17 protein-coding genes and 1 riboswitch are annotated in these 23,059 nt (G+C 73.6%); of the genes, 7 read left to right on the forward strand and 10 right to left on the reverse strand.

Going from position 1 to position 23,059, the window contains the following annotated elements; all coding sequences use genetic code 11:
- The first annotated feature begins 432 nt into the window (after positions 1-432).
- A complete protein-coding gene (locus ACFWPI_RS35260; protein WP_380377920.1) occupies positions 433-849 on the forward strand; it encodes an ArsR/SmtB family transcription factor in 417 nt (138 codons plus the stop codon).
- A gap of 10 nt (positions 850-859) precedes the next feature.
- Here ACFWPI_RS35260 and ACFWPI_RS35265 read toward each other — a convergent pair whose 3' ends face one another.
- The 8 genes from ACFWPI_RS35265 to ACFWPI_RS35300 all read right to left on the reverse strand — a co-directional run bounded on the left by ACFWPI_RS35265 (position 860) and on the right by ACFWPI_RS35300 (position 8,087).
- Complete coding sequence (locus tag ACFWPI_RS35265; protein ID WP_380377918.1) at positions 860-2,248, reverse strand: nitrate/sulfonate/bicarbonate ABC transporter ATP-binding protein; 1,389 nt, start codon at positions 2,246-2,248, stop codon at positions 860-862.
- A 33-nt stretch (positions 2,249-2,281) separates the two neighbouring features.
- Positions 2,282-4,039, reverse strand: coding sequence for an ABC transporter permease (locus tag ACFWPI_RS35270; RefSeq protein ID WP_380377916.1), 1,758 nt, complete (start codon positions 4,037-4,039; stop codon positions 2,282-2,284).
- A 290-nt stretch (positions 4,040-4,329) separates the two neighbouring features.
- The gene (locus ACFWPI_RS35275) at positions 4,330-4,695 is read right to left on the reverse strand and encodes a glyoxalase (RefSeq protein WP_380377914.1); all 366 of its coding nucleotides are present in this window, start codon (positions 4,693-4,695) and stop codon (positions 4,330-4,332) included.
- The gene (locus tag ACFWPI_RS35280) at positions 4,692-5,153 is read right to left on the reverse strand and encodes a hypothetical protein (RefSeq protein WP_380377912.1); all 462 of its coding nucleotides are present in this window, start codon (positions 5,151-5,153) and stop codon (positions 4,692-4,694) included. The genes ACFWPI_RS35275 and ACFWPI_RS35280 overlap by 4 nt, the downstream gene beginning before the upstream one ends.
- 100 nt (positions 5,154-5,253) lie before the next feature.
- A complete protein-coding gene (locus tag ACFWPI_RS35285) occupies positions 5,254-5,541 on the reverse strand; it encodes a winged helix-turn-helix domain-containing protein (RefSeq protein ID WP_380377910.1) in 288 nt (95 codons plus the stop codon).
- Positions 5,542-5,729: 188 nt separating this feature from the next.
- Positions 5,730-5,996: a hypothetical protein gene (locus ACFWPI_RS35290; RefSeq protein ID WP_380377908.1), complete on the reverse strand. Its 267-nt coding sequence runs from the start codon at positions 5,994-5,996 to the stop codon at positions 5,730-5,732.
- Positions 5,997-6,069: 73 nt separating this feature from the next.
- Positions 6,070-6,342, reverse strand: coding sequence for a hypothetical protein (locus ACFWPI_RS35295; protein WP_380377906.1), 273 nt, complete (start codon positions 6,340-6,342; stop codon positions 6,070-6,072).
- Positions 6,343-6,437: 95 nt separating this feature from the next.
- A complete protein-coding gene (locus ACFWPI_RS35300; RefSeq protein WP_380377904.1) occupies positions 6,438-8,087 on the reverse strand; it encodes an NRAMP family divalent metal transporter in 1,650 nt (549 codons plus the stop codon).
- Positions 8,088-8,413: 326 nt separating this feature from the next.
- Positions 8,414-8,591, reverse strand: a riboswitch (M-box (ykoK) riboswitch).
- A 201-nt stretch (positions 8,592-8,792) separates the two neighbouring features.
- Here ACFWPI_RS35300 and ACFWPI_RS35305 point away from each other — a divergent pair.
- Entirely contained in the window at positions 8,793-10,091 is a 1,299-nt protein-coding gene (locus ACFWPI_RS35305) for a YhgE/Pip domain-containing protein (protein WP_380377902.1), read from the forward strand.
- A gap of 43 nt (positions 10,092-10,134) precedes the next feature.
- Here the strand turns inward: ACFWPI_RS35305 and ACFWPI_RS35310 are convergent, their stop codons facing one another.
- On the reverse strand, positions 10,135-12,402 hold the full coding sequence (locus ACFWPI_RS35310; RefSeq protein ID WP_380377933.1) for an FdhF/YdeP family oxidoreductase: 2,268 nt from the start codon (positions 12,400-12,402) through the stop codon (positions 10,135-10,137).
- A gap of 77 nt (positions 12,403-12,479) precedes the next feature.
- Complete coding sequence (locus ACFWPI_RS35315; protein WP_063349744.1) at positions 12,480-12,950, reverse strand: GreA/GreB family elongation factor; 471 nt, start codon at positions 12,948-12,950, stop codon at positions 12,480-12,482.
- 149 nt (positions 12,951-13,099) lie between these two features.
- Here ACFWPI_RS35315 and ACFWPI_RS35320 point away from each other — a divergent pair, with 149 nt between their 5' ends.
- From ACFWPI_RS35320 to ACFWPI_RS35340, 5 genes are all read left to right on the forward strand, one after another.
- Complete coding sequence (locus ACFWPI_RS35320) at positions 13,100-14,704, forward strand: TIGR02677 family protein (RefSeq protein ID WP_380377899.1); 1,605 nt, start codon at positions 13,100-13,102, stop codon at positions 14,702-14,704.
- Positions 14,705-14,709: 5 nt separating this feature from the next.
- Positions 14,710-15,996 (forward strand): TIGR02678 family protein, encoded by a 1,287-nt coding sequence (locus tag ACFWPI_RS35325; RefSeq protein WP_380377897.1) that lies wholly within the window; start codon positions 14,710-14,712, stop codon positions 15,994-15,996.
- Entirely contained in the window at positions 15,993-20,114 is a 4,122-nt protein-coding gene (locus ACFWPI_RS35330; protein ID WP_380377895.1) for a TIGR02680 family protein, read from the forward strand. Before ACFWPI_RS35325 ends, ACFWPI_RS35330 begins: the two co-directional genes overlap by 4 nt.
- A 2-nt stretch (positions 20,115-20,116) precedes the next feature.
- Entirely contained in the window at positions 20,117-21,385 is a 1,269-nt protein-coding gene (locus tag ACFWPI_RS35335) for a TIGR02679 family protein (protein ID WP_380377893.1), read from the forward strand.
- Positions 21,386-21,553: 168 nt separating this feature from the next.
- Positions 21,554-22,996: a glyceraldehyde-3-phosphate dehydrogenase gene (locus ACFWPI_RS35340; protein ID WP_380377891.1), complete on the forward strand. Its 1,443-nt coding sequence runs from the start codon at positions 21,554-21,556 to the stop codon at positions 22,994-22,996.
- The last annotated feature ends 63 nt before the right edge of the window (positions 22,997-23,059 follow it).

Raw genomic sequence — 23,059 nt, forward strand, 5'->3', positions numbered from 1 at the left:
GGGCCGGGCTGGGGGCGCCGCTCGCGGCGGCGGTCGTGATTCCCCCCCCCCACCCCCCCCCCCGGCCCGGGTGGGCCCCCCCCCCCCCCCGGGCGGCCGGGTCCGTCCTCCCCGACACCGCCCGGCGGGCGGGCGTCCGAAGGCGGACCCAGGCCGCTCAGCCCCAGGGATTGTGCTCGTGCGATCCGCTGACCGCGGTACGGAACGTGGTGTGCTCGATCATCTCGTACGGACTCCAACTCCTGGACGGCGCGGCCGGTCGGCAGCGGCTGAAAGGATGGCTGAAGCCTGGCAGCCCCGGCCATCGGCCCGCTATCGACGCCCGGTGTCGACGCCCGCTGGGTACGCCTGTTGGCGACGCCCGCGCCCGGCCGGACGGCACCGGCTTCGGCGCCGCCGGGGCGGCGGGACCGGCTCGGTAGGATCCCTGGCATGGGTGCGCAGGAAGAGGCGTGGGACACGGACGCGGCGGAGCGGGCGGTCGCGGTGCTGAAGGCGGTCGCCGACCCGTCCCGGTACCGGCTGCTCTGGGCGCTGACCCGGCGGGAGCTGCCGGTCAGCGAACTGGCGGAGCTGCTGGGCGCGCACGTGGCGGCGACCTCGCAGCACCTGGCCAGGCTGCGGGCGGCCGGGCTGGTCGTCTCGCGCCGGGAGGGCACCCGGATCTTCTACCGCGCCGCCGAGGTGCGCGGCCTGCTGACGGAGGCGGCGCTGATCGCCAACGACCTGCCCGGGCGCGGTGACGGCGGCGACGGCGGCGGTACCGGCCCGGACGCCGCGACGGCCGAGCAGCCGTTCGCCCGCGCCGTCCGCTCCGCCCGCCGCCGCCCGGCCACCGGCCAGGCCTGACTCCGGGGCTTCAGGCCGTCTCCTCGTCGAGCCGGTACTCCCGCAGGGCGGCGTCGTAGCCGAACAGCCCGGCGTAGCGGCCCCAGTCGGTGGCGGTCTCCAACTGCCGGTCGACCTGTTCGCTGGTGTAGTGGTGGGCGAGCAGGTCGCGGAAGAAGCCGGCGTGCACGGCGGCGCCGGGGCGGCCGCGCAGGCCGTTGGTGATCAGCCGGACCAGCGGGACGTCCACCGCGGCACCGGCGAAGATGGTCCGGGACTCCTGGACGTCGGCTCCGGCGAAGGCGGTGCCGGCCTCGGTGAGCAGCAGGTCGTCGCCGTGGATCTCGGCGAAGCCGAGCAGGTCGAGGGCGTCGAGCTGGGGGAGCATGTCGTCGATGTCGAGGCCGAGTTCGTCGGCGAGGTCGGCGAGGTCGCAGCAGCCGCCGCGGTGGGCGATCATCGCGGCGAGGCCGGCGAGGCCGTCCACGCTGGCCGTGGGCAGCGGGGTGTTGGCGACGGTGCGCCGGTCGGGCCGGGCGCCGTCGGCGCGGCCGGGCAGCCGGGTCTCCTTGGGGCGTCCGGTCATGATCCGGTAGACCCGGTCGACGAGTTCGTCGAAGGCGACGGCGTCGCGGTCGCGGGGCCGGTCGAGGTCGACCTCGACGGTCTCCCGGATGGTGCCGTACGGGCGGGAGCCGAGGACGACGATGCGGTCGGCCATCAGGACCGCCTCCTCGATGTTGTGGGTGACCAGGACGACGGCGCGGGTGGGGAACTGGCCGGACTCCCACAGTTCCAGCAGCTCGCCGCGCAGGTTCTCGGCGGTGAGGACGTCCAGCGCGGAGAAGGGCTCGTCCATCATCAGCACGTCCGGTTCGACGACCAGGGCGCGGGCGAAGCCGACGCGCTGGCGCATGCCGCCGGAGAGCTCCTTGGGGTAGGCGGACTCGAAGCCGGCCAGGCCGATCAGGTCGATGGCCTGGACAGCGGCCTCGGCGCGCTCCCGGGGCGGCACGCCGCGGGCCTCCAGGCCGAGTTCGACGTTCTGCCGGACGGTCAGCCAGGGCAGCAGCGCGAAGGTCTGGAACACCAGGGCGGTGCCCGGGTTGGCGCCGGTGAGCGGGGTGCCGCGGTAGGCGACGGTGCCGGAGCTGGGCGGGATCAGCCCGGACAGGCAGCGCAGCAGGGTGGACTTGCCGGAGCCGGAGCGGCCGAGCAGGGCGACGATCTCGCCGGCCCGGACGGTGAGGTCGATGCCGGACAGCACGGGCAGCGCGCCGTCGGCGCCGGCGTAGGCCTTGGTGAGGCCGACGGTCTCCAGCAGGACCTCGCCGTCGGCGGGGGAAGGTTCGGAGGGAGAGAACACAGCGGCGGCGGCGGGCGGCGCGGGGCGGGCGGCGCGCGGGAACGGGAAGCGCATGCGGGGACCTCCGGGGCGGGGAGCGGGCGCGGGTCAGAGCGAGTAGCGGCGCTCGGCCAGGCGGTAGAGGCGGCGCCAGAGCAGCCGGTTGAGGGCGACGACGTACAGGCTCATCACCGCCACCCCGGCGAGCAGGTGCGGGTAGTCGCCGCGCTCGGTGGCCCGCGCGATGTACGCGCCGAGGCCGGTGGCGGTGAGCGTGGTGCCGCCGAAGGTGACGACCTCGGAGACGATGGAGGCGTTCCAGGCGCCGCCGGAGGCGGTGAGGCCGCCGGTGACGTAGGCCGGGAAGATCCCGGGGATGATCAGCCGCCGCCAGCGCTGCCAGCCGCGCACGCCGAGGTCGTCCATGGCCTCGCGCAGGTCGGTGGGGATGGCCATGGCGCCGGCGATGGTGTTGAACAGGATGTACCACTGGGCACCGAGGGCCATCAGCAGGACGCCGCCGAGGTCGATCGACAGCCCGGTCCGCAGCAGCAGCCAGACGACCAGCGGGAAGAGGAAGTTGGCCGGGAAGCTGGCGAGCACCTGCACCAGCGGCTGGGCGATCCGGGTCAGCCGGGGGGAGAAGCCGATCCGCACGCCGACCGGCACCCAGACCAGGGTGGCGACGGTCACCAGGACGACGACCCGGGCGAGCGTGGCGAGGCCGAGCAGCAGCGGTTCGCCGAACACGCCGAGGCCGGTCGCGCCGTGCAGGTAGCGGCCGAGGTCGACCAGGCCCCAGAGCACGAGGCCGCCGGCGACGGCGGCGAAGGCGGCGTCCCCGGCGCGCCGCCGCCCGGGGTCGACGGCCAGCGGGCGGTCGTCGGTGCCCAGCAGGCGCCCGGCCCGGGAGAGCGCCCGCCACCCCGGGCGCAGCAGCCGGCCGAGCAGTCCGGGCCAGTGCGAGCGGCGCAGCAGGTCCAGCACGACGGAGCGCTGCACCTCGGTGGCCTCGGACTGCTCGTTCTTGAAGCGTTCGGCCCAGGCGGTGAGCGGGCGCCAGAACAGCAGGTTGACGCCGACCACGAGGACGGCCATGGTGGCGATCGCCCAGCCGACCCGGCCGAGGTCGCCGGCGGCGATGGCGGCGCCCGCGTAGGAGCCGACCCCGGGCAGCGCGTAGCGCTGGTTGTCGACGCTGATCGCCTCGGAGGCGACCAGGAAGAACCAGCCGCCGCCGAAGCTCAGCATGCCGTTCCAGACCAGGCCGATCATGCCCGAGGGCAGTTCGACCTTCCAGAACCGCATCCACCTGGTGAAGCGGAACGAGCGTGACAGCTCGTCGAGTTCGGGCGGCAGCGAGACCAGCGAGCAGTAGAAGCCGAAGGTCATGTTCCAGGCCTGGGAGGTGAAGATGGCGAACACCGCCGCGCACTCCAGGCCCAGCACGGAGCCGGGGAACAGGGCGAGGAAGCCGGTCACCGCGACGGTCAGGAAGGCGAGCACCGGCACCGACTGGAGGATGTCCAGGGCCGGGATCAGGACCCGCTCCAGCCGGCGGCTGCGGGCTGCGGCGTAGGCGTAGCCGAAGGTGAAGACCACCGACACGGCGAGCGCGGCGAACATCCGCAGCAGCGAGCGGGCCGCGTCGTACGGCAGCCGGGCCGGGTCGGTGTCGACCGCCGCGTTCCGGCCGGTGGAGAACCGGACGGTGGTGCCCTGCCCGACCCGCAGCGCGAGGTAGAGCAGCACCAGGACGGCGGCCGCGACGAGCGCGTCCACCCAGGTCATCCGGGCCAGGCGGGCGGCCGTCCGGGACGGCAGGGAGCCCCGGGCGACGCCCGGGGCCGGCTTCGGCAGGGTCATGGGGTGCACCTCCGGCGCGCACCCGGGGCCCCGGGTCGGGAGAGGTGCGTGCGACGTCAGCGGGATCGGGACGAACGCCGCGTCACCCCCGGGGCCGTCGCGTCAGGCGCGCGGGCGGGCGTGGGGGAGGCGGCCGGTACGGCGGCGCGTACTGGGAGGGTCTTCGCCCATGGCCGCCTCCTCCGGTGGTGTCGTCCGGTGTCGTCCCGGCCCGTCCTGCGGGCCCCGGGCAGTCTGCTCCTTCGGTACGTCCGTAGGCAAATGGATCCGGGGTTCCCCCGCGCGCCGGCTCAGGCCGCTTCGACGAACTCCAACAGGTTGCCGACGGGGTCGGTGGTGTAGAAGCGGCGCCGGGGCGGCAGGCTCTCGTCCCACACCACGAGCGCGCCGAGCTCGGACAGCCGCGAGGCGAAGTCGTCGATCTCGGAGACCGCGATGCCGGGGTGGGCCTTGGTGCTGGGGCGGAAGCGCTCCTCGATGCCGAGGTAGAGCCGGACCCGGCCGCCGTCGGCGGCGAACCAGCAGCCGCCGCCCTCGGTCAGCGGCCGGGGCTTGGGGATCTCGGCCATCTGCAGGACGTCGCCGTAGAAGGCCCGCAGCAGGGCCTCGCTGCCGGGGGGTGCGGAGAGCTGGACGTGGTCGAGGGCCGTGATCACTGCGGCCTCCTGTCGGGAGCGGTGTGGTGCCGGGCCGCGGTGACCAGCAGCCGGGCGGTCGGGGTGGACAGGTCGAGGTGGTGGGCGATCCACTGGGGGTCGTGCCCGTGGGTGGCGAACACCCAGGCGGTGTAGAGCCGGTTCAGGCCGGGGGCGCCGGGCGACAGCAGCAGCGGTCGGACCTGCTCCATCGGGAACCCGTCCAGGGAGCGGGCGCTGAACCACTGGGTGTCGTCCTCGCCGGGGTCGGCGGGTCGGGCGGTGCCGCGCCCGCTGCGGGCGAGCAGCAGGGCGAGGAGCAGTCCGGCCGCCGAGGCGCCGATGAGTACGCCGGAGAGGAAGAGCCGCAGCCGCCCCGGGGCGACGCCGACGGCGATCCCCTGGAGGGTGAGGAGGAGCAGGACGCCGCACAGCGCCGTCCCTCTGCTGGTCCAGGGGAACAGGGCGGTTCTGGTCACGGCGGTGTCCTCCTTCGGTGGGGTGCTGGCCGGCGGGGTGCCGCCGGGGCGGGCGATCGGGCCTCGGGCGGCGCAGTCGGGCGGCGCGGCCGGACGGCGGTCAGGCGACGCGGGTCAGGCGGGGGTCGTACTTGTAGCCGATCTGGCGGACGGTGGCGATCGCCTCCCGGTGGCCGGGGCCGAGCTTGCGGCGGATCCGGGCGATGTGGGTGGCGATGGTGCGGGTGTCGCCGGTGTCCGGCCGGCCCCAGACCGTCTCCATCAGCTGGCGGCGGGAGTGGACCCGCAGCGGGTTGTCGACCAGGTGCGCGAGCAGCTCGAACTCCAGGTAGGGGAGTGCCAGTTGATGCCCGTCGACGGTGACGGTGCGCTGTTCGGGGTCCACCACCAGGCCGGTGTCCGGGTCGACGGGGGGCCGGGGCGGGGCGCGGCCGCCGGGGCGGGGCGGCGGCGGTGTGGTCCGAGAAGATGGCTTCGAGCCTGGGGTAGCGCACGGCCATGGCGGATGCTCCTTCGGCGGGTCGGTGCGGATTCGGTGCGGGGTCGGTGCGGATCTGTACGCATCGGTACGGGTGGTCAGCGGGCGGGGTGCCAGGGGTGCCAGGAGGCTTCCAGCCGGGCGGTGCCGTCCGGGGCCGTGACGGTCCGCCAGCTGGCCCGCAGTCGGGCGGGGCGGTCGGCGGAGGCGGCGGCCGGTGCCGGGGCCTGGGCCGTGACGGCGTGCAGGACGGGGCTGTCCAGCGGGCTCTCCGCCAGGCGTCGGCCCACGGCGGCGAGCGCGGCGCGCAGGCGGCCGCGGCCGGCGGACGGGAGGGAGTGGTGGAACGCGGCGACGATGGACATGGCAGGTCACCTCCGTGACAGGACAGCGGGTGGAGGGGTGCGCGAGGGCGCGGGTGGTGCGGTCGGCGGGGCGTCAGCCGTGCGGCCGGTGGCGGGCGGCGGCGCGGCTGAGGCGGCGCGCGGCGGCCGGCGGGAGGTCCGCGAAGTCGGCGAGCCAGTCCGGGCGGTGGCCTTGGCGGGCCAGCAGGTAGGCCAGGTGCACGCGCGGCTCGTACGCGCAGGCCCGGGTGTTGGGCGTGCCGGAGTGCGGGCAGACGCCGGGGTCGTCGAGGCGGTAGTTCCTCTCGACGCCGTCGTGCAGGGCGAGGCGGACGCGCGGGCAGTGGTGGTGAGGGGCGGTGCGCATGGCCGTACTTCCTTCCTTCCCCGGGTGCGGGGCGGTCGAGGTTTCCGGGTCGGGGCCGGGGCGGCGGTACTGTCGGGCGCCGCCCCGGCGGCGGCTCAGTGGTTGAGCGCGGTCTGGACGATCTTGATGATGACCATCACCATCGCGACCAGGAGGTAGGCGCGCAGGGCGCCCATGCCGACCTTGCGGGCGGTGGACATGACCGGCTTGCCGAGGGTCTCCAGCGGGGGCATCCGCCATTCCTCGCGGCCGGTGCGGTCGACGGGGTCCTCCTTGGTGGCGGTGCGGCCGAAGGTGAAGAAGTACCCGGCGACCAGCACGGCGGCCACGCCGCAGCCGGCCATGATCCACAGGATCGCCTGCGAGCTGATGTCGGGCCAGACCACGGCGGCGGTCAGGATCAGCGACAGCATCACCAGCACGCCGACCACGGCGGAGGTGAAGGCGTTGGTCTTGGGCCCGTTGACCCAGGGCCCCAGGACGGCCTTGTCGTTGCAGAGCAGCAGCAGGAACACCGTCGCCGAGGGCAGCAGCACACCGGCCAGCACCTGGACGAACTGCGTCATCAGGCCCTGGGTGTAGCCGGTGGACAGCAGCGTGATCGCGGCCGCCGCGACCACCAGGCCGGCGTAGATCGCGTAGAAGCCCTTGGCGCCCTTGACGCCCCGGTGCAGCGAGTGCCTGATGCCGAACACGTCGCCGATGGCGTAGGCGGTGGAGAGGGAGACGGCGAAGGCGCCGATGATCGAGGCGTCCAGCAGCGCGATGGCGAACAGCACGCCCACCACGTGCCCGGCCTTGTCCTCAAGGCCCTTGGCGACGGCGGCCGCATCCGAGAACTGGCCGAAGCCGTCGGTGCCGGCGAAGGCCGCGGCGGTGAAGCCCATCATCGCGGCGGCGCCGATGATGACGATGGCGATCCCGATCCACAGGTCGACCTTCTCGTACTTCATGAACCGCGGCGTGATCCGCTTGTCGATGACGTACGACTGCTGGAAGAACAGCTGCCACGGGGCGACGGTGGTGCCCACGATGGAGACGATCACCAGCATCACGGCCGCCAGCTGGCCCGAGCCGCCCGGCATGCTGGGCACCACGAAGTCGTGTGCCATCTGCGAGGTCTTCGGGTGGACCATGAAGTAGATCGGCACCAGCAGCAGCGAACCCACGCACAGCGTGACGGCGACGCGTTCGAAGCGCTGGAACGAGCCGGTGAACGCCGAGGCGATGATGATCACGGCGGCCAGCACCACCGAGGCGACCTTCGGCAGGCCCAGGTACCCGGCGGCCAGGGTGACGCCGATGAACTCGGTGACCAGCGTCAGCGCGTTGAGCAGGAACAGGTCGATGACGCTGAACGCGCCCCAGAACTTCCCGAAGCGCTCCAGGATGAGCCGGGCGTGGCCGACACCGGTGACGGCGCCCAGGCGCAGCACCATCTCCTGGTTCACGTACAGCACTGGGATGAGCATCAGCAGCGTCCACAGCAGCTGGGTGCCGTAGTTCTGCCCCGCCTGCCCGTACGTCGAGAAGGCGCCCGCGTCGTTGTCGCCGACCATCACGATCAGGCCGGGGCCGACGATCGCCAGCAGGGTCTTGAGTCTTGCGGACAGGCCGTGGCGCGGGGTGGTGTCGTCGAGCCGGATGGTGCCGAGCGCACCCTTGATGTCGCCGACGTGGGCGTCGTCCAGTACCGCTGAACGCGGGGCGGGGACCTTGGAGTCGAGCGTGGTGTTGGTGGTCATGACGATCCTCCCGTGGGCCCCGGGCAGGCGGGGCGATCGGGGGCGCACGGCGGCGATCCCCCTGCGGACGGGCGCGGCGCATCGCCACCCGGCGGTGCGGGCCCGTTCGGGCACGGCGAAGCCGGGTGTCGAGGTGATGAGCCGTCAGAGATGTTCGCAGGGAGGGTCGTTACCGCGTGCCGGGAGTGTGCGAGGACAAGCGGGGGCAGGGGCAACTGTGGCCCGGACTACTGCAATCCATGTCTCTCGCCTCCTCCCGGTCGACGCACCCCGTGGTGCGTGTGATCGACGCGGCAAGGAGTTCGCCGGCGCGCGAAGCGACCGCCGGTTCACCCCAACTCGTCAGAGCTTTGGCACTCCACGGCGTGTCCAGCCCGGTCGGGCCGGAAGCCACTTCGGATCAACCCTTAGGTCGGGAAGATCTGTCCTAACCCTGGGCGTCTCTCGACGTCGTCGGATCAGTGGCCTGTGTCCGTGAAGAAGCCTCACCGAACGAGGTGCCTTCTTCAAACCTCCAGAAGCATAGACCGCGCGGAGGCCGATACTTGCGTACTTGGTAGAACCTTTACCTCCTGTCCCGGCGGCCCCGGCCGGAGCACGGCGGGGCGGATCGGGTGACGTGGGGTTTTGCCGCCGAGCCGCCACGGAACGACTTCCCACCGCATCGGCAGCAGCACCAGGTTGCGCCCGAATCCGAGGGGTGGCATGGCGTCCGCAGGCTCCCAGGACGGTCCCCGGCAGGCGCGGGCCCTCGTGCTCGCCCGCCACGCGAAGCTGTGGCTCGTTCCGAGCATCCTGTGCGGCCTGCTGGCCGTGGTGCTCTCGCTGCTCTACATGGGCGGCATCCTCAACCCGACCGGGCACCTGCACCGGCTCCCGATCGCCCTGGTGAACGCGGATCAGGGCCCGCCGCCGCCGGGCCGGACGGAGAGCCTGGGCGCGCGGCTCACCCGGGAGATCGTCGCCGGGACGCCCGGCAGCACCGTCGACTGGCGCCAGGTCGACCAGGCCGAGGCGATGGACCAGCTCTCCACCGGGAAGGTCTACGGCGCGCTGCTCGTCCCGCAGGCGTTCACCGCCGACGTGGCGGCACTGACCACCGGCCGGGCCACCGAACGGCCCACCCTGACGGTGCTGACCAACCCCGGCCTCGGCAGCCTCGGTTCCTCGCTGGCCTCCCAGATCACCCAGTCCGCCGCCCACCAGGCCTCGCTGGCGCTCGGCAAGGAGCTGACCGCCGCCGCGCCGCCCACCGCCTCCGGCACGGGCGCCAGCGCCACCGCGCGGCTGCTGCTCGCCGACCCGCTCGCCGTCACCACCCGGGTCGGCCACCCGATCGGCACCCACAGCGGGCTCGGCCTGAGCGCCTTCTACTACACCCTGCTGGCCGTGCTGACCGGCTTCATCGGCGGCAACATCATCCACAACGGCGTCGACACCGCGCTCGGCTACAGCGACAGCGAGCTCGGCCCCTGGCACACCCGGCGCCCGACCGTCCCGATCACCCGCACCCAGACCCTGCTGCTGAAGATGGTCATGACGGCCGGCATCATGCTGCTCACCACCACCCTGGTGATGCTCTGCTCCGTCACCGTCCTCGGCATGGACGCCCCGCACCAGGCGCTGCTCTGGGTCTTCGCCTACTGCGCCAGCCTCGCCGTCGGCCTCGGGGTCCAGGCGATCAACGCGGCGTTCGGCGGGATCGGGCAGCTGGTGTCCATGTTCGTCTTCATCGCGCTGGCGCTGCCCTCCTCGGGGGCGACCATCCCGCTCCAGGCGGTGCCCGGCTTCTACCGCTTCCTCAGCGTCTTCGAGCCGATGCGCCAGCTCAGCGACGGCATCCGGGCGATCCTGTTCTTCGACGCCCGGGCGGACGCGGGCCTGGCCCGGGGCTGGACCATGATCGCGGTCGGCGTGGTGCTCGCCCTGGCCTTCGGCTTCGGGATGACCCGGTACTACGACCGCAAGGGCCTGCACCGCTGGACGCCGCAGCCGTCGGAGTAGACGTAGGCGTCGGCGTAGGCGCCGCGCCTGATCCCTACGCCTCCTACGCCTTGGTGACGGTGACCTTGAGGTGCTTCATGATCGGCTGGTCGCTCTGGGTGCTGTAGTCGCCGATCGCGCACAGCACGTTCATCTCGGGCATGTAGCCCGCCGCGCAGCCGCGCGGGATGTCGTACGGGATCGCGAGATAGCCGTTCAACGTGCGGGTGCTGCCGTCCTTCGCGGTGCTGGTGATGTCGACCGGGTCGAGCTCGGCGATGCCGCGCTCGCGCATGTCGTCGGTGTTCAGGAAGACCAGCGTGCGCAGGTTCCGCACGCCCCGGTAGCGGTCGTTGTCGGAGTAGATGGTGGTGTTCCACTGGTCGTGGGAGCGCATGGTGCCCAGCGCCAGGGTGCCCGGGGCGGGAACGACGTCGGGAAGCGGGGCGGTGGAGAACTCGGCCCGCCCGGAGGGGGTGAGGAAGACCAGTTCGCGGGCCGGCTGCTTGATCCGGAACCCGAGGGGCAGCCGCACCCGGCGGTTGAAGTCCTCGAAGCCGTCCAGGGCCCGGGACATGGTGTCGCGGATGCGGTCGTAGTCCTCGATGTACCACTCCCACGGTGTCCCGCTGTCCGGCAGCGCCGCGCGGGCCATCCCGGCGACGATGGCGGGCTCGGACAGCAGGTGCGGGGAGGCCGGGCGCTTCATGCCGACGGACAGGTGCACCATGCTCATCGAGTCCTCGACCGAGGTGCTCTGCACCCCGCCGCGCTGGTGGTCCTTCTCGGTGCGGCCCAGGCACGGCAGGATCAGCGCCCGGCGGCCGTGCACCAGGTGGCTGCGGTTCAGCTTGGTGCTCACCTGGACGGTCAACTCGCAGCCGCGCAGCGCCTCGTAGGTGTAGGGCGTGTCGGGCGCGGCGAGCGCGAAGTTGCCGCCCATGGCGACGAAGACCGTCACCTCGCCGCGCCGCATCGCCTCGACGGCGGAGACGGTGTCCAGGCCGTGCGCGCGCGGCGGGTCGATCCCGCAGGCCTCGGCGAGGCGGTCCAGGAACTCGGGTGAGGGGCGGTGGTCGATGCCGCAGGTGCGGTTGCCCTGGACGTTGCTGTGCCCGCGCACCGGCGACGGGCCGGCGCCCTCGCGGCCCAGGTTGCCGCGCAGCAGCAGGAGGTTGACGATCTCCCGCACGGTGTCCACGCCGTGCTCGTGCTGGGTGACGCCCAGGCACCAGCTGACGATGGAGCGGTCGGCGTCGCGGTAGACCCGGGCGGCCTTGAGGACCTCGGCCCGGCCGAGCCCGCTCTGTCGCTCGATCTCCTCCCAGGGCGTGGCCCCGCACAGCGCGCGGTAGGCCTCGAACCCGGTGGTGTGGCGCTCGATGAACTGCCGGTCCAGGGCCTGGGGGTCGGCCGTGGCCTGCTCCAGGATCGCCTTGGCCATGCCGCGCACCAGTGCCATGTCGCCGCCGATGCGCGGCTGGAGGTTCAGCGTGCTGGTCCTCGTGGACTTGAACAGTGCCATGTCCACGAAGTCGTGCGGGACGATGGTGCGGGTGGCGGCCGCCTCGATCAGCGGGTTGATGTGCACGATCTGCGCGCCGCGGCGGTGCGCGTCGGCGAGGGCGGTGAGCATCCGGGGCGCGTTGGAGGCGGCGTTGACGCCCATGATGAACAGCGCGTCGGTGACCTCCCAGTCCTTGAGGTCGACCGTGCCCTTCCCGGTGCCCAGCGAGGCCTGGAGGGCGCGTCCGCTGGCCTCGTGGCACATGTTGGAGCAGTCCGGCAGGTTGTTGGTGCCCAGTTCGCGGGCCATCAGCTGGTAGAGGAAGGTGGCCTCGTTGCCGAGCCGGCCGGAGGTGTAGAAGGCGGCCCGGTTCGGGTCGTCCAGCTCGCGCAGGGTGCGGCCGACGAGCTCGAAGGCGTCCTTCCAGCTGATCGGGACGTAGTGGTCCGAGCCGGCGTCGTACACCATCGGCTCGGTGAGGCGGCCCTGGTCCTCCAGTGCGAAGTCGCTCCACCCGGACAGCTCGGTCACCGAGTGGGCGGCGAAGAAGTCGCGGCCGACCCGCTTGCGGGTCATCTCCCAGGTGACGTGCTTGATGCCGTTCTCGCAGATGTCCAGGTGCAGGCCCTTGGTGTCGTCCGGCCAGGCGCACCCTGGGCAGTCGAAGCCGCCGCTCTCGTGGTTCATCCGCATGATCGCCCGGGGCCCGTCCACGTACGCGCCCTCCTTGACCAGGAAGCGGGTCACGCTCTTCGCGGCACCCCAGCCGGCGGCCGGGTGGTGGTACGGCGCGAACCGCGGCGGCCCGACGGGGTCGGGGCCCACGGCCGGCTCGTCCTGGGCGGCGTGGTTCTGCGTGGGGTCCTGCTGGGGGGCGTCCTGCGCGCGGTCGTCGGGGGAGCTCACGAAGCCCGCCGTCCGCCGACCGACAGCACGACCGCGCTCGCCGCGCCGTTCGGCGCCTCGTAGTTCACGGTCTCCCCGGCGTGCCGCCCGAGCAGCGCCCGCCCGAGCGGGCTGTCGGCGGTCACCAGGGTCTCCTCCCGCACCTCGGCGAGCTCCGCCACCTCGACGGTCTCCTCCACCCCGTCCGCGAACCGCACGGTGACCGTGGAGCCCACCCCCACCACCTCCGTGGACGGCGGCCCGGCGGCGGCCCCCTCGCGGACCCGGGCCTCCAGCTCGGCGATCCGCTCGTCCAGCCGGGCGACGTCGTCGGCCCGCTGCAACTCGTCCGCCGCGTCCGCCCGGTCGCCCACGTCCTCCCCGCGCAGCGTCCCCACCACTTTCGCCCGCTCGGCGCGCAGCTCGGCCAGCTCCTCCTGCACGGCACGCAGGGCCTCGGCACTGATGGGCTCGGGACCGTCTGTCATGGCTGCTCCCGGGTCGTTCGCGGAACGCTCAAGCACGGGTCGCTTCCATTACCCCACCACCCCGCACCCCCGGCAAATCCGGCCGCCGGATGTGCCCGGATCCGCCGAATCGGTTCGGGCGGGTACGGCCGTCCGGCACAATGACGCCCATGACCAGCGTCGACGACCCGAGTGCGGGCCCGCGGGTCGGCGACACCGACCGAGCCGACGAGCGATACCGGCCGTTCGCGCATCTCGCCACCGAGGGCCGCGAGCTCTACCGGCAGGTGATGGGGGTGTTCGTCCGGGCCAAGCAGGAGTTCACCGTCCACCTGCGCCCGGAGGACGTCCACCTGGGCCTCCCGCCGGAGGGGCGACCGTCGGTGGAGGCGGTGGCCACCGCGCTGGAACGACTGGCCAAGTGGGGGAACCTGCGGCCCGATCCCGACACCGGCCGGGTCACGGCCCTGGAGGACTTCTACCGCTCCCGGTACATCTACCAGCTCACCCGCGCGGGAGAGGCCGCGGAGGAGGCGCTGGCGGCGTACGACGCGGCGCTCGGCCGGCGGGGCGAGTTGCAGGCGGTCGCCCTCGCCGACATCGCCGTGCACCTGCGGGCGCTGTTGGCGCTGGCCGACCGGGACGAACCGGACCCGGCGGTGACGCACCTCGCGCTCCTCGCCCTGGTGGACCGCTTCTCGGGGCTGGCCGAGAACGCCCGCGCGTTCATGAGCTCGCTCCAGCGGACGGTCGACCTGCACGAGGCCGAGGTCGAGGTGTTCCTCGCCTACAAACAGCGGTTGATCGACTACCTGGAGCGGTTCATCGAGGACCTGGTGACCCGGGGCGCCGAGATCGCGGGGCTGCTGGAGCACCTCGGCGCGTCCCAGGACGGGCGGATCGGGCCGCTGCTGCGCCTGGCCGTCGAGCGTGAGGCCGCCGACGCCGCTCCGGACCTGGCCGCCGAGGCGCTGGCGGCGGGGGAGCGGCGCTGGACCGGCCGCTGGGACGGATTGCGGGCCTGGTTCCTCAGCGTGCCGGGCCGCAGTTCGCAGGCCAAGCTGCTGCGCTCCGCCGCCCGCCAGGCGATTCCCCAACTGCTCAGCGTGGTCCAGGCGTTGAACGAGCGCAGGGCGGGCCGATCGGATCGCTCGGCGGACTTCCGCGAACTCGCCCGGTGGTTCGCCGAGGCGCCCGACGACGACTCCCGGCACCGGCTGTGGCGCTCGGCGTTCGGACTGTACTCGGCGAGGCATCTGACGATCGATCAGGAATCGCTGGCCGAACGGGACACCGAGCCGGTGCCCGCCTCTGCGTCCTGGTACGACGCGGCGGGCGTGCGGATCAGTCCGCAGTTGCGCCGCACCGGTTCGTACGAGCGGCGCGGCCGGTCGCGGTCCGTGCAGGACCGTGGCGAGGCGAAGGCGTACCTGGCCGAGCTGGCCCGCAAGCAGGCCGAGCAGACGGCGGCGGTCCGGGCCCGGCTGGCCACCCGGGGCGAGGTGCGGCTCAGCGAGCTGGACGAACTGGACCGGGAGGCCTTCCGGCTGTTCCTGCTGCTCCTCGGCGACGCGTTGTCCGCCTGGCGTCCGGGCGCGGATTCGGTCGCGGCCACCACCAACGACGGGACGATGGAGATCAGGCTGACGAGGCTGCGCGGCGGCGGGATCGCCGAGATCCGCACCCTCGACGGCGTGCTGTGGGGCCCGGAACATCTGGTCGAGATCATCGACCTGGCGAACGAGAACGATCCCGTGGGGGCCGACCGTGAGTGACGACCGTGAGTGACGACCGCCTGGGCGACGTGCTCGCCGCGCAGCGTTCCGCGGAGGTCCGTCGAGCCGCCCGGGCGCTGCTGCGTCGTCCGCTGCTGCGGGCGGGCGGGTCCCACGCCGACGACTTCCGCCTCGTGCGGCAGTACGCGACGGAGCTGCGCACCTGGTTCGACCGGAACACCGGCTGGGCGCTGTCGGTGGACTCGGAGGTGGTCCGGTTGCGCCGCATTCCGGGCCGGCCCGACGATCCCACGCATCCGGCCCGCGACCAGCGCACCGGCCTGCCGTTCTCGCGGCGCCGCTACGTCCTGGTCTGTCTGTGCCTGGCGGTGCTGGAACGCGCCGAGCAGCAGATCGCGCTGGGCCGCTTGGCGGAGCAGGTGGTGCTCGCGGCGGCCGATCCCGCACTCGACGCGGCCGGGGTGGAATTCACCCTCGCCGACCGGGAGCAGCGCACCGATCTGGTGGCGGTGGTCCGGCTGTTGCTGGAATGGGGCGTGCTCGCCAAGGTGGCCGGCGACGAGGACGCCTTCCTGAAGTCGGCCGGGGACGCCCTGTACGACGTGGACCGCCGGGTGCTGGCCGTCCTGCTCGTCTCCCGGCGGGGCCCGAGCACGGTGCGCGCGGACGGCTTCGAGGAGCGGCTCGCCGAACTCAACGCCGAAGTGCTGCCGGACAGCGACGAACTGCGCAACCGGGCGCTGCGGCACACCCTCTCCCGTCGGCTGCTGGACGATCCGGTGCTCTACCTGGACGGACTGACCGAGAGCGAGAGCGCCTACCTCACCTCCCAACGCGGCGCGCTGACCCGGCGCGTCGCCGAACTCACCGGCCTGGTCGCGGAGGTGAGGGCGGAAGGCCTGGCGATGGTGGACCCGGACGACGATCTGACGGACCTGCGGATGCCGGAGTCCGGCACCGACGGCCACGTGGCGCTGCTGGTGGCCGAGTACCTCGCCGGACGGGGCGGCACCGTCCCGCTGGCCGACGTGCACCGGCAGGTGGCCGGCTGGGCCCTGGAGCACGCCGGGTTCTGGCGGCGGAGCGCCACCGCTCCCGGCGCCGAGGTGGAGTTGGCCGAGCAGGCCGTGGACCGGCTGACCGCGCTCGGGCTGCTGGATCGCGCGGTGGCCTCGGACGGCGCCGCCCTGGTGCGGCCGAGGCCGGCGTTGGACCGCTACCGGGTCGGTGAGACCGTCCTGCTGGAACCGGGCCAGAGTGCGCCCCGGAAGAACCCGAAGAAGAACACGAAGACGGCTGCCGGCCGCACGAAGGGCGCGAGGACCCGATGAACACCACCGCCAGGACGCGGCTGCCCCTGCCCCTGCCCACCCGTACGCGCTGGCAGCCGCTGAGGGTCGGGCTGGTCGACCTCTTCTACTACGACGTCGAGGAGTTCCACTTCCGCGACGGCCGACTGCTCTTCCGCGGCAACAACGGCACCGGCAAGTCCAAGGTGCTCGCCCTGACCCTGCCCTTCCTGCTGGACGGCGACCTCTCCCCGCACCGGGTGGAGCCGGACGCCGACCCGAAGAAGCGGATGGAGTGGAACCTGCTGCTCGGCGGCGAGCACCCGCACCCCGAGCGGCTCGGTTACACCTGGGTCGAGTTCGGCCGCCTGGACCAGGACGGCACCGCGCACTACACCACGCTCGGCTGCGGACTCAAGGCGGTCAGCGGCCGGGGCATCGCCCGCCACTGGTACTTCGTCACCGACCGGCGGATCGGTCCGGAGCTGCGGCTGGTGGATTCGACCGGCGCCGCGATCGGCCGTGACCGGCTGGCCGAGGCGTTGGACGGCCGGGGCCTGCTGTACGACTCGGCGCGGGCGTACCGGCGCGCGGTGGACGAGGCGCTGTTCGGCCTCGGCGAGCAGCGGTACGCGGCCCTGGTCGACCTGCTGGTACAGCTGCGCCAGCCGCAGCTGTCGAAGCGGCCCAGCGAGAGGACGCTCTCCCGGGCCCTGACCGAGTCGCTGCCGCCGATGGACCAGGCCGTGGTCGCCGACGTCGCGGAGGCGTTCCGTTCGCTGGACGAGGAGAAGGAGCAGCTGGCGGTGATGGCCGCCGCCGAGCGCGCGGCGGGCTCCTTCCTCCAGCACTACCGCCGCTACGCCCGGGTGGCGGCCCGGCGCAAGGCCCGCGCCCCCCGCACGCAGCACTCCCGCTACGAGGCGCTGCGGGCCGAACTCAACACCGCCGAACAGGACTTCGAGGCGGCCGGCGCCGCACTCGCCGAGGCCGAGACCCGGTTGGAGGAGCTGGACCGCCGGCGTACCGGTCTGCGGGCCAGGGACGAGGCCCTGCGGGCCGGTCCGGAGATGCGCAGCGCCCGCGAACTGGAGCAGGCCGCCGCCCTGGCCGGGCGCACCACGCGGGACGCCGAACGCGCCGAGGCCGACCGGCTGCGGGCCGAGGAGGAACTGACGCGGTGCGCCGCCCGGTTGGGCGGTGCGCGGTCCCGCGCGGAGGCCGCCGAGCGTGCTCAGGGCGTCGTCCTGGACCGGGCCCTGGCCGCGGCGAGCACGGCCGGGCTGGAACGGGAGCACGCGGAGCGGGCTGTCCGCCCCCTCGTCGAGGGAGAGGTCCCCGGGACGGCGCAGCACAACGCCGCCGAGTTCACCGACCGCCGCCAGCGCTCGATCGCGCTGGTCGAGGAGCACCTCGCGACCGCCCAGGACTCGATCCGGGAGCTGGACCGGGCCCGCCGTCGGCGGGAGGACGCGGACGGCGAACTGGCCCACCGGGCCGAGCTGCGGGCCGAGGCCGAGGAGAGCACGGCGCGGGAGGGCCGGGACTACCTCGCGGCCGTCCGCTCGTACCTCACCGGATGCCGGCTGCTGCGCCCCGCCGACCCCGGGGGAATGCTCGACGAACTGGACCAGTGGGTCGGGACGTTGGCCGGCGCCGACCCGTCCCGGGTGGCGGCGCAGCAGGCAGCCTCCACCGTCGGCGCCGAACTCGCGCGACTCCGGGCGGCGTTGGAGTCGCAGCAGCGGGACGTCGACGAGAGCAGGGACCGGCTGGAAGGCGAGCTCGCCGAACTCCGGCGCGGTGGCCGGCGCGGTCCGCAGGCCCCGCACACCCGCTCGCGCGAGGCCCGACAGGGCCGCCCGGGCGCGCCGCTGTGGCAGCTGGTCGACGTCGCCGACGACCTGGCGCCCGCTCAGGCCGCCGAACTGGAAGCCGCCCTGGAGGCCTCGGGGTTGCTGGACGCCTGGGTCGCTCCCGACGGAACGGTGGCCGCGGCAGGCATCGGCGACATCCTGGCCACCGTCGGCGCACCGGTGGACGGCGCCTCGCTCACCGCCGTACTGCGCCCGGCGGTGGACCGGTCCGATCCGGCTGCGGCCGCTCTCCCCGACGAACTGGTCGATCGGCTCCTCGCCGGCATCGGCCTGCTCCATGTGGGCGAGGAACTGCCCCACGCCGGCAGCTGGATCGGCCTGGACGGGCGGTTCCGCCTCGGCTCGCTGGCCGGCGCCTGGTCCAAACCGGCCGCCGAGTACCTCGGCGAAGGTGCCCGCGAGCAGGCCCGGCGAGCCAGGACGGCCGTCGTCGAGACGGAACTCGCCCGACTCGCGGAGCAGTCGGCGGACCTCGCGGACCGCTCCGCGCGGGTGGAGGCGGACGTCCGCACCCTGGCGGCCGAGCAGGCGGCCCTGCCGGACGACGCCGCCCTGCGCGGTGCGCACGCCGTGGCGACGGCGGCCCACCGTGAGCACGCGCGCGCCGCCGAGCGCCGCGGGGAGTCCGAGCGGATCGCCGCCGAGGCCGCCGCCGCTGCCGAGCACTCCACCGCCGAACTGCACGACCTGGCCGGGGAACTCGGCCTTCCCGTCACCGGTGCGGGTCTGCGGCAGGCCCGCGAGGCCCTCGGCTCCTACCGGGAGACCCTGGCCGAACTCTGGCCCGCCGTGCGGGAGACCCGCGCCGCCCGGACCGCGCTGGCGGCCGAGGCCGTCGACCACGGCCGGGCCGCCGAGCGCGTCACCGAGCTGGCCGAGCGCTCGCGCGACGCGGCGCGGGAGGCCGTCACGGCGGGGGAGCGCCACGAGACGCTCGCCGCCACCGTCGGCGCCGCCGTCGCCGAGCTGCAACGCCAACTCGCCGACGTGGCAGAGACGTTGCGGGGATGCGAGGAGGGCGACCGCGCCACCCGGCGGGAGCAGAACGCCGCCACCGGCCGCCAGGCCGCCGCCGACGCCTTGCGGACCCGGGTCCGCATCGAGATCGAGGACACCGCCCGCACCCGCGCCGAAGCGATCGACGCGCTGCGCCGCTTCGCCGCCACCGGGTTGCTCGTCGTCGCCCTGCCAGACCTCGCCGAGGAGCACGCCGGCGACTCCTGGGCCCCCGAGCCGGCCGTCCGCCTGGCCCGGGCCGTCGAGCGCGAACTGGAATCCGTCGACGGCGCCGACCCGGCCTGGGAACGCGTTCAGCGCCGGATCACCGAAGAGCTCAAGGAACTCTCCGACGCCCTCGCCCGCCACGGGCACAGCGCGGCGGCCCGGATGCTGGAGGAGGGCCTGGTCGTCGACATCGTCTTCCAGGGCCGCGAACGCTCCGTCCCCGAGCTGGCCGCCGCCCTGGCCACCGAGGTCGCCGACCGGCAACGGCTGCTCTCCGCCCGGGAGCAGGAGATCCTGGAGAACCACCTGATCACCGAGGTGGCCGGCACCCTTCAGGAACTCGTCAGCGCCGCCGAGCACCAGGTCCTGCGGATGAACGGGGAGCTCAAGGACCGTCCGACCAGCACCGGGATGCTGCTCCGGCTGGTGTGGCGGCCCGCCCGCGACGCTCCCGGCGGCCTGGCGGCCGCCCGTGACCGCCTCCTGCGCCAGTCCTCCGACGCCTGGACCGCCGCCGATCGGGCCGCCCTCGGCGACTTCCTCCAGGCGCAGATCGAGCGCGCCCGCACCGACAACCCGTCCGGGACCTGGCTGGAGCACCTCACCGCGGCCCTGGACTACCGCTCCTGGCACGAGTTCGGCATCGAGCGCCACCAGCACGGCAAGTGGCAGTCCGCCACCGGCCCGGCCTCCGGCGGCGAGCGGGTGCTCTCCGTCTCGCTCCCGCTGTTCGCCGCCGCCTCCTCGCACTACGCCTCGGCCGGAAGCCCGTACGCGCCGCGCCTGGTCACCCTGGACGAGGCGTTCGCCGGGGTGGACGACGACTCCCGCGCCAAGTCGCTCGGCCTGCTCACCGCCTTCGACCTGGACGTCGTGATGACCTCCGAGCGCGAATGGGGCTGCTACCCGGAGGTCCCGGGCCTGGCCATCGCCCAGCTCTCCCGGGTCGACGAGATCGCCGCCGTCCTGGTCACCCGCTGGGAGTGGGACGGCCGCCGGCGCTCCCGCGTGGCCGACGCGGAGGTGCCGGGCCAGCGGCAGGAAGGCGTGTTCTCCTGACCATGGACGTGCCCCGGCTCCAGCGCCTGATCGGCGCACCCGAACTCACCTGGCTGCTCGACCGGGCGCGCCGCCGGATGGAGGCGGCCCGGCCACTCGACGGCACGGTCACCCTGGCCGGTGCGGCCGACGCCGAACGGGCCGCCGTCACCCGGCTGTTGGGCCGCGCGCCGCGTCCGGGGCGCTCGCTCTCCGTGTCCCTCGCCGCCGTCGACCGGGTGCTGCGGGCCAGCGGCGCCAGCCCGGACGGGCTGGCCGCCGCCGTCGTCGCGCTCACCGGGCCGGTCGTACCCCGACAGGAAGCGGCCGACCGGCTCGCCCTGGCCTGGGAGCACGCCTTCGCCCCACTCGCGTCCGTGGTGGCCGCCCGCCCCCAACTCGCCGACTGGTACGCCTCCCTGCACGCCACCGGCCTCGTCCGCCGGCTGGCCCGCGGCCCCGAGGAGGCCGCACCGCTGCTCGCCGACCTGGCCCGCCTGCTGCCGCACCTGCCGGCATCGCCGCCGCGCTCGCTCAGCACCTTCGCCGCCGGACACACCGGTGACGCCCACGCCCTCGACCAAGGCCCGTTGGCCACCCTCACGCTGGACGCCGTCCGGGCCCTCACCGGTACTCCGCCCGGCGACGGCGCCCAGGCGCGGCGCGACACCTGGGCGGCAGCGGGGCTCCTGCTCGACGAGCTCTCGTCGCAGGTCATCGCCCTCAACCTCCCCGGCGACCGGGACACCGCCACCGGACGGGCCCTCGCCGCACTCGGATCGGTCGGCCAGCCCGCCGTGCTGACGCTCCGCCAACTCGTCCGCGACGCCCCTCGTCCGCCCCGCGGCGGCACGGCGTACGTGTGCGAGAACCCGGCCGTCGTCCTGGCGGCCGCGGACCGACTCGGCCCCGACTGCGCACCGCTGGTCTGCGTCCAGGGCCAGCCCAGTACGGCCGCCCTGCGCCTGCTGAGGCTCTACGCCGACACCGGATGGACGCTGCGCTACCACGGGGACTTCGACTGGGGCGGCCTGCGCATCGCCACCCGGCTGTTGTCCCACGTCCCCTGGACCCCGTGGCGGTACACCGCCGCCGACTACCGCACCGCCCTCGACACGCACCCCGCGACCGCGGCCCTCACCGGCACCCCGACGGACACTCCCTGGGACCAGGCCCTGCGCGCGTCACTGCTCGCGGCCGGCCGCCGGATCGAGGAGGAGCTGGTCCTGGACGGCCTGCTCGCCGACCTGGCGCTCCCACCCACGGCCGTCGGCCCGGGTGGCGCGCGGTGAGGTCCGAGCGGGGCCGCGGGGTGGCGGTGATCACCTCTGGGGGTGGGTGAGCGGGCGAAAGTGCAGGTCGGGGGCTCGGGCGAAGTGGGCGGGGGAGGGACCGGCGGAAGGGGCGGGGGCGGGCGAAGCTACCATGTGCGCAACACCCTCAGCTCGAAAGATGGACTTGTGACTGTCAACGACGACGTGTTCACGGACTGGAAGAACCGCGAGGAGATCGCGGAGTCGATGATCCCGATCATCGGGCGACTGCACCGCGAGCGGGACGTGACCGTCCTGCTGCACAGCAGGTCCCTGGTGAACAAGTCGGTGGTCAGCATCCTGAAGACGCACCGCTTCGCCCGCCAGATAGCCGGCGAGGAGCTCTCGGTCACCGAGACGATGCCCTTCCTGAGTGCGCTGACCACCCTGGACCTCGGCCCCTCGCAGATCGACATCGGCATGCTCGCCGCGACCTACCGGGCCGACGACCACGGCCTGTCGGTCGAGGAGTTCACCGCCCAGGCCGTCTCCGGCGCCACCGGCGAGAACAAGCTGGAGCGCCGCGACGCCCGCGACGTCGTCCTCTACGGCTTCGGCCGGATCGGCCGCCTGGTCGCCCGCCTGCTGATCGAGAAGGCCTCCGGCAACGGCCTGCGCCTGAAGGCCATCGTCGTGCGCGACAGCGGCGGCGACGACCTGGTCAAGCGCGCCTCGCTGCTGCGCCGGGACTCGATCCACGGCCAGTTCCAGGGCACGATCACCGTCGACGAGGCGAACAACAAGATCATCGCCAACGGCAACGAGATCACCGTGATCTACTCCGACGACCCGACCAAGGTCGACTACACGGAGTACGGGATCAAGGACGCCATCCTGATCGACAACACCGGCCGCTGGCGCGACCGGGAGGGCCTGTCCAAGCACCTGCGCCCCGGCATCGCCAAGGTCGTGCTGACCGCGCCGGGCAAGGGCGACGTCCCGAACATCGTCCACGGCGTCAACCACGACACGATCAAGCCCGACGAGCAGATCCTGTCCTGCGCCTCCTGCACCACCAACGCCATCGTCCCGCCGCTGAAGGCGATGGACGACGAGTACGGCGTGCTGCGCGGGCACGTGGAGACCGTCCACTCGTTCACCAACGACCAGAACCTGCTGGACAACTACCACAAGGCCGACCGTCGCGGCCGCTCGGCACCGCTCAACATGGTGATCACCGAGACCGGCGCCGCCTCGGCCGTCGCCAAGGCCCTCCCGGACCTCCAGGCGAAGATCACCGGCAGCTCGATCCGCGTCCCCGTGCCGGACGTCTCGATCGCCATCCTCAACCTGCAGCTGGCCCGCGAGACCAACCGCGAGGAGGTCCTCGACTACCTGCGCAACGTCTCGCTGACCTCGCCGCTGAAGCGTCAGATCGACTTCATCGACTCCCCCGACGCGGTCTCCAGCGACTTCATCGGCTCGCGCCACGCCTCGATCGTCGACGCCGGCGCCACCAAGGTCGAGGGCGACAACGCGATCCTCTACCTGTGGTACGACAACGAGTTCGGCTACTCCTGCCAGGTCATCCGGGTCGTCCAGTACGTCTCGGGCGTCGAGTTCCCGACCTACCCGGCCCCGGCGGTCTGATCCTCCGGCAGTTCAGGTAGTTCCGGCAGTTCCGGCGGCGGGGCGGTGACCACCACGGTCACC

Source organism: Kitasatospora sp. NPDC058492, from assembly GCF_042720685.1.
Taxonomy (GTDB): domain Bacteria; phylum Actinomycetota; class Actinomycetes; order Streptomycetales; family Streptomycetaceae; genus Kitasatospora.